8 protein-coding genes are annotated in these 5827 nt (G+C 51.4%); 7 read left to right on the forward strand and 1 reads right to left on the reverse strand.

The window, feature by feature from the left end:
- The 7 genes from IEN85_RS09935 to IEN85_RS09965 form a co-directional block, all read left to right on the forward strand.
- Positions 1-384: hypothetical protein (locus tag IEN85_RS09935; protein WP_224772553.1), on the forward strand; the 384-nt coding region annotated here is incomplete at its 5' end.
- A gap of 136 nt (positions 385-520) precedes the next feature.
- Positions 521-775, forward strand: a complete 255-nt coding sequence (locus IEN85_RS09940) for a hypothetical protein (RefSeq protein WP_191616950.1) — start codon at positions 521-523, stop codon at positions 773-775.
- A gap of 224 nt (positions 776-999) precedes the next feature.
- The gene (locus tag IEN85_RS09945) at positions 1000-1479 is read left to right on the forward strand and encodes a GNAT family N-acetyltransferase (RefSeq protein ID WP_191616951.1); all 480 of its coding nucleotides are present in this window, start codon (positions 1000-1002) and stop codon (positions 1477-1479) included.
- Between the two features lie 33 nt (positions 1480-1512).
- On the forward strand, positions 1513-1965 hold the full coding sequence (locus IEN85_RS09950; protein WP_191616952.1) for a DUF4279 domain-containing protein: 453 nt from the start codon (positions 1513-1515) through the stop codon (positions 1963-1965).
- Between the two features lie 18 nt (positions 1966-1983).
- Positions 1984-2208 carry a hypothetical protein gene (locus IEN85_RS09955; RefSeq protein ID WP_191616953.1) on the forward strand — a complete coding sequence of 75 codons (225 nt, stop codon included), beginning with the start codon at positions 1984-1986 and terminating at the stop codon, positions 2206-2208.
- 121 nt (positions 2209-2329) lie between these two features.
- Positions 2330-2980 (forward strand): hypothetical protein, encoded by a 651-nt coding sequence (locus IEN85_RS09960; protein WP_191616954.1) that lies wholly within the window; start codon positions 2330-2332, stop codon positions 2978-2980.
- A gap of 398 nt (positions 2981-3378) precedes the next feature.
- Positions 3379-3858: a hypothetical protein gene (locus IEN85_RS09965; protein WP_191616955.1), complete on the forward strand. Its 480-nt coding sequence runs from the start codon at positions 3379-3381 to the stop codon at positions 3856-3858.
- 115 nt (positions 3859-3973) lie between these two features.
- Here IEN85_RS09965 and ltrA read toward each other — a convergent pair whose 3' ends face one another.
- Complete coding sequence (gene ltrA, locus IEN85_RS09970) at positions 3974-5233, reverse strand: group II intron reverse transcriptase/maturase (RefSeq protein ID WP_191616192.1); 1260 nt, start codon at positions 5231-5233, stop codon at positions 3974-3976.
- Positions 5234-5827 lie beyond the last annotated feature (594 nt).

Genomic DNA, 5827 nt, shown 5'->3' on the forward strand with positions numbered 1-5827 from the left:
CGTTCTACAAAAAAAATGAAAAGATCATTGCTTATCACTATCGTCATACTTGGCGTGATCTCTTCAGCTTGGGCAGTAATCAAACTCAACACTCCAGAAGAATGGAAATGCCTCGAATCGGAACTAAAAAGCGAAGCATTCCCTCACACATACCAAGAGCCCAGCCTGTTCGACAACATCGTACAGAATGACGGAAAAGTCATCACCCACTACGATCTAAAGACAAAAGAAGAATACCAACGACTGCTAAAAAAGGATTTAATATATGGATACTATGTGAACTGTCGGCTACACGAAAATGGAACAATTGATTACGAAAAGATATTCTACCTCCATGGGAAAGAATTCGTTTTAGGAAAAGGAACGATAAAAAATATTAGGTAGAACAAGTCGCTCCAGGCAACTGCGGCAAACGCTCGCCTCTTTCATTACGAACCCATGAAAACCAACCACCCCAGTAATCCAAACGATAGTTTAGGCCTTGTCGCCTGAGCTCTGCGTTGGACGAAGAAAGAAATCGATGGGACGTAAGCGAAAACTCAGACCCGACGAAAAAGCAGAAAAGAACCGACGTAAGGAATTATTCACTACGGTTTTCGTCGGTGGAAAGATGAAACGAGTGAAACGATCAAGACTCGGTGGAAGCATTGAAGACGATGAATTCCTGAAAAGTAACGGTGGACCGATAGCATTACACCAAGAAGGACTCTGGCATTTGATCGACGAAGAAAACAATAATTATGAAATAAATGTTGGTTCTGAAGATCCGTTCTGACGAAAAGAAGGATTGATCCGACCATCCAAAAAGAAAGAATCGAAGAGTTACTCATATGGAATCCCCAAGACATTTAGAAACGACAGATTTGTCCAACCAGGCGGCTCATACAACAGCGGTAAACGCCCGCCTCTTTCACTTCGATCATTTTGAAATCAACCAACCTAGACGCGGAGGCATAGTCTGAAGCCGCTGCGTATGGCCTCGACGTTCGCTAAAGAAAAATGAATCTAACTTACACACCCGCTACCGAGGAAAACTTTGATGAACTCGTCGAGTTGCGTATCGAAGCGATGAAAGAAAGCCTCGAAGCGATCGGTAGGTTCGACAGAGACCGAAGCATAGAAAGATTCCGTAGGTCTTTCAGGCCCAATGAAACGCAAATAATCAAGAAGAATGACGAAACGATTGGTTTCATTGCTGTGTCCAAAAAAGAAGATCACTTCCTCTTGGATCATTTGTACATTTCACCAGATCACCAGTCCTTCGGATACGGATCGAAAGCTATAGAAAAAGCAATAGATCGATCAGAAGAAAGCGGTTTGCCGATTCGACTCGGAGCACTGAGATCTAGCAGATCGAACGGTTTCTACCAAAGACATGGATTCACCGTGACGTCTGAAGACGAATTTGACATTTACTACGAAAGAAAAACCAGAGCGAACAAGGCGTGCCATACAACTCCGGCCAGCGCTCCGCGCTAGCCTCCGCGTATGCACTCGACGTTCGCTAAAATAATGGATACAAACGAAGAGATAGTTTCGTCAGTCACGCTCATTATTCTTGGTAACGACCTTGAACCTTCGACTGTATCTGAATTGCTGGACCTCAAACCGTCACGGTCATGGAAACGTGGCGAAGAAAAACCGTTAGCAAGATCGACTTTTTACGACTGGGGTGGATGGAAACGTCTCTCTCCAGATACCAATGACTCAGTCGAAGAAAAAATCAGATTTTGGATTGGAGTCCTCGAAGGAAAGGAAAAAGCCTTTGAAAAAATCAAAGACAACGGATGGAGAGCTTCTCTGGATGTATTTTACGCTTTCACCGAGTGTTCGACCTTCTCTGTTTCGAACGATCTCTCTAAAAAGATTGGAGAGCTAAACCTTGAATTAGACTTCACACTACACTCAGAAGAACGAGGAGCGAACCAGTCGCTTCAGACAACGTCGGCAAGCCGCCGCGTCTGAGCTCGACGTTATGAAGAAATGAATACTGTAGTCCGAAGTATCTTTGGTTCCGATAAAACTCGTAAGATTGAGATCTTCCGACGCGACGACGGTAGCTACGGATTCGAAGACATGAAATTTGTCGAAGAAGGATTCTGGGCACCTATTGGAAAGTATTCGCAGTGTTTCGCAGAAACAGAAGAAATTGCAGAGAAAGAAGCGAAAGACCGAGTCGCTTGGATGAAGAATGAAAAATCGTCATAACCAGGCAGAGCTCACAATGTCGGCANCCCCCCCTTTCTCAACGATACTATGAAAATCAAACTCAACAGACTTGGAACCCCAGTCGAAGCCGACATCGTGAGTCTTTGACGTTATCTGAAATATGAAAACTACACTTCAGGCTTTTTTACTATTTTGCATCGCGATTTGTTCCGCTAGAGGTGATCGAGCACTCTTGCCAAATCAACCCTCATGCTATGCTTTAGCCGTATCAGCAAATGAGCTTATCGCGCTTGGTGAAGAAGGAGCCAAAGAAAGACTAAAAGAGGAGTGGACCGATTCTGGTAAGAATGGCGATTTGTTCGCAGTCGAATCCGCAAGAGAAAGATTGGGTTGGTTATCCAGAATCTTATACCTGCCTGGCCCAAACGGAATTCGCCAGCCGCTGTTCGGTGGATTGGGCCTTCCGTGGAACACTATGGATCATGGAGATTGGCCCTTGTATCCACTAGTAGAATCCAGCGGTATATTCTTTGTCCTAGCGGACGGCTACGTGATTGCTGGACTTCCTGAAGATCCTATCGCCTACCTCCACTATTGCGGTGAGAACGGTACATTCCGAACGGCACCCCTAAAAGTCCCGAACGAAGCAGAAGCAATGGTTGCTCTCGAGGAGTTACTCGAAAGTAAAGAATGGAATTCAATAAAATGGAAGGATTCGAAATGGCACAGTCAAGGAGGCGGGTTCGAATACGAATTTGATAAAAGCGAGAGAATTAAATATCTGAAAAAACAAACAGAATTTGATAGATAACAAGTCGCTTCATACAATTTCGGCATCGCTCCGCGATCCCTCCATCGTATGAGCTCAACGATGGGGAGAGATTGATATTTAAGAGATGAGCGATTCGGCAGCGTATCCAAAATCTAGTTCCCACGAAAGAGAAGAGTTCCTGCACTGGTTAATTGGATCGATTTTTGACGAAGACACTCAACCGACGTTCCTTTCAAAAAAGATTATCCTGCAACGAATGATTGATCGAACCATCCCAAGGCAGCCAAAGACTGAATCCAAAAAAATAGATAATGAAGAGGCCCGAACTTCCATGTCCGACCAAACTCTAAAAACGAAGAATCCCCATCAAGTCGTCGCTCACAACTCCGAGGGCTGCGCCCTCTCCGCGTGAGGACTCTGCGTTGGACGAAAAGAAAATGACTAACAAAAACGAAGAAGAACCCCTTCTCGAGGAGTACAAAAAGTACGTACGATTCGATTTCTTCGTAATCTACGGTTTGTCCGTTCTCTACTTCATCTTCAGAGGATTCACCTTCCTCCTCGTCCACGATTTTCAGAAAAGATTTGTCGAGCCGAGAAAGGAACGGCTCTCAGTCATAAAATCGACGCTTTCCATAGAGAGCAGAAAGAAGGCTTACCTGTATTTCTGTGTTCACTACGCAGCTCTCATTCTCATCGTTCCGACGGTTTTCACTCTCTTTATCTTCCTTCAGTTTGGGACACCAAACTTCAAGTATTACTTTCTAGTTGGATTCTTCCTTGCGATGGCCTCAACCGGATTCATCGCATCCTACTACGGAATCGTCGAGGGCCAAGAAATGGACTCAATGATTTGGGGAGAAGATGGATACAAAAAGAAGAATGACCCAAAGGAGAGATTGAAGCATCCTTTCTAAAATGACACCTTTCACCAAATAAAAGAATAGGTCCAAATCGGGTAGCCACGGGCATTAACTCCCGCGGCCCCCACACCACCCGGCATGCGGATCCGCACCGGGCGGTTCCCACACGCTATCGGGACGTATCCGGATAGTGAACACGGGTCCAGAGTTCCACCAGGGACGGAACCCCTTGTCCCTTGAGATAGCCTTTCGACAGGGCTTGGCTCACCCCTGGAGTCTTGGACATCTTCCAATGCCCCAGCCGGGTCACCGCGGTCTTGACCGCGGTCCGCAGATCGACCCCGAGGGACACGAGCTGCCTGACCCGGTTCGAGTGCGTCTTCCATTGCTTCCAGTAGCAGCAGCGCACGCGGCGCCGGATCCAGTGGTCCAGGCGCCTGGCCTCCTTGAAGGTCCGGCTGACGCCGTAGTAGCCCATCCAGCCGCGAACGTACTGGGCGAGCTTGAGCAGGCGGCGTTCCATGGACACGCTCCAGCTGCGGCACGTGTACTCGCGTATCCGGCGCTTGAACACGCCAAGCGACTTCTCGCTCCACACGATCTTCCCGCCGGTTCCGAAGGCGAAGCCGAGGAACTCCAGTTCCCTCGCCTTCACGACGCGGCTCTTCCCCTCGTTCACCTTCAGCTTGAGCCTGCGCTCGAGGAACTTCCTCACGCTCGCCATCACCCGCTCGCCAGCCCGAGGGCTCTTGACGAGTACGACGAAGTCGTCCGCGTAGCGGGCGAAGCGATGGCCGCGCGATTCGAGCTCCTTGTCGAGCTCGTCCAGGACCACGTTGGCCAGCAGCGGCGAAAGCGGACCGCCCTGAGGCACGCCCCCCCTCGTCGCATGCAGGCGCCCGTCGACCTGGACTCCCGCCCGGAGGTACTTGCCCACCAAGCGCAGGACGCGCCTGTCGCGGACCTTCCTCCCAAGGCTCGACATCAATATATCATGATCGACGCGGTCGAAGAACTTGGACAGGTCCAAGTCCACCGCCACGCGCCGACCCGACTTTATGGTGTCGCCAACTTGCTCGACCGCATGGCGCGCCGAGCGATTGGGACGGAAGCCGAAGCTGCTTTCGCTGAAGCCCGGATCCAATATCGGCCCCAGAACCCTCACGATCGCCTGCTGTATCACCCGGTCCAATACGGTCGGGATCCCCAGCAGCCTCTTGCCCCCGTCGGGCTTGCCTATCTCCGCGCGCAACGTCGGCGCGGGCTCGTACGAGCCCTCCGCCAGCCGCTCGCGCAGCCTGGGCCAAGCTTCGCGGAAGAGGCCGGGGAAGTCCTCAACGGACACTCCGTCCACCCCCGCCGCGCCCTTGTTGGCCCTCACCCGCTTCCACGCCCCGGACACGTTCTCCGCGTCCAGGATCGCTTCCATCAGGTCGCGTTCCGAGTCCCGGCTGTCCGCTTCCCGCCGCCCTTGCGCTACCTCTGGCGAGGCATACCCGCAGGGCGAGAGTTCGGGCCGGAACCCGTCGTGTCGGTTCGGGCCTTCGCCCCATGCGAGTTTCGGACCCTTCGCTGGACGGGTCCCCCGTCGGCAGCTACTCCCGGCTCGCCTCATGGCGCTACTATGCCCTCTGCTGATTCCTCATGTCCGACTCCCGCATCGCTGCGGGAGCTGCGGAGATCCGATGGCAGGTTTAAGCCATCCCCGCGGGAGCATGAGGCCTCCCCGGATAAGGACGTCGACTTCCGCCGCGCAAACGCGCCATTTACCCTGCGCCCCGAACCTTCTCCGGGCTTCGCGTCGCTGGGCACGCTCGCCCGAGGCGCTGGGCCTTGTATGGCGTTCTTGTACATCGTCTCGCGGCTTTGCCTAGGGCTTCCTTCCCACGAAGCCTCGCGACTTCGCAGTTGCCTTCGGCTAGCGCTTTTTCTTAGTTTACTTTCGCTAATGATCATAACCTACAGGTTCCATGCGCAGTGGACTTTAACCACATCAGTCGACGCCCATGCCGGGCGTACCCAG

It is taken from the genome of Pelagicoccus enzymogenes (genome assembly GCF_014803405.1).
GTDB classification, from domain to species: Bacteria; Verrucomicrobiota; Verrucomicrobiia; order Opitutales; family Opitutaceae; genus Pelagicoccus; species Pelagicoccus enzymogenes.

What these genes read in the sequence shown, in the direction of transcription:
- IEN85_RS09940 (WP_191616950.1), top strand. Translation starts at nt 521, where the DNA reads ATGGGACGTAAGCGAAAACTCAGACCCGACGAAAAAGCAGAAAAGAAC.
- IEN85_RS09945 (WP_191616951.1), top strand. Translation starts at nt 1,000, where the DNA reads ATGAATCTAACTTACACACCCGCTACCGAGGAAAACTTTGATGAACTC.
- IEN85_RS09950 (WP_191616952.1), top strand. Translation starts at nt 1,513, where the DNA reads ATGGATACAAACGAAGAGATAGTTTCGTCAGTCACGCTCATTATTCTT.
- IEN85_RS09955 (WP_191616953.1), top strand. Translation starts at nt 1,984, where the DNA reads ATGAATACTGTAGTCCGAAGTATCTTTGGTTCCGATAAAACTCGTAAG.
- IEN85_RS09960 (WP_191616954.1), top strand. Translation starts at nt 2,330, where the DNA reads ATGAAAACTACACTTCAGGCTTTTTTACTATTTTGCATCGCGATTTGT.
- IEN85_RS09965 (WP_191616955.1), top strand. Translation starts at nt 3,379, where the DNA reads ATGACTAACAAAAACGAAGAAGAACCCCTTCTCGAGGAGTACAAAAAG.
- ltrA (WP_191616192.1), bottom strand. Translation starts at nt 5,233, where the DNA reads ATGGAAGCGATCCTGGACGCGGAGAACGTGTCCGGGGCGTGGAAGCGG.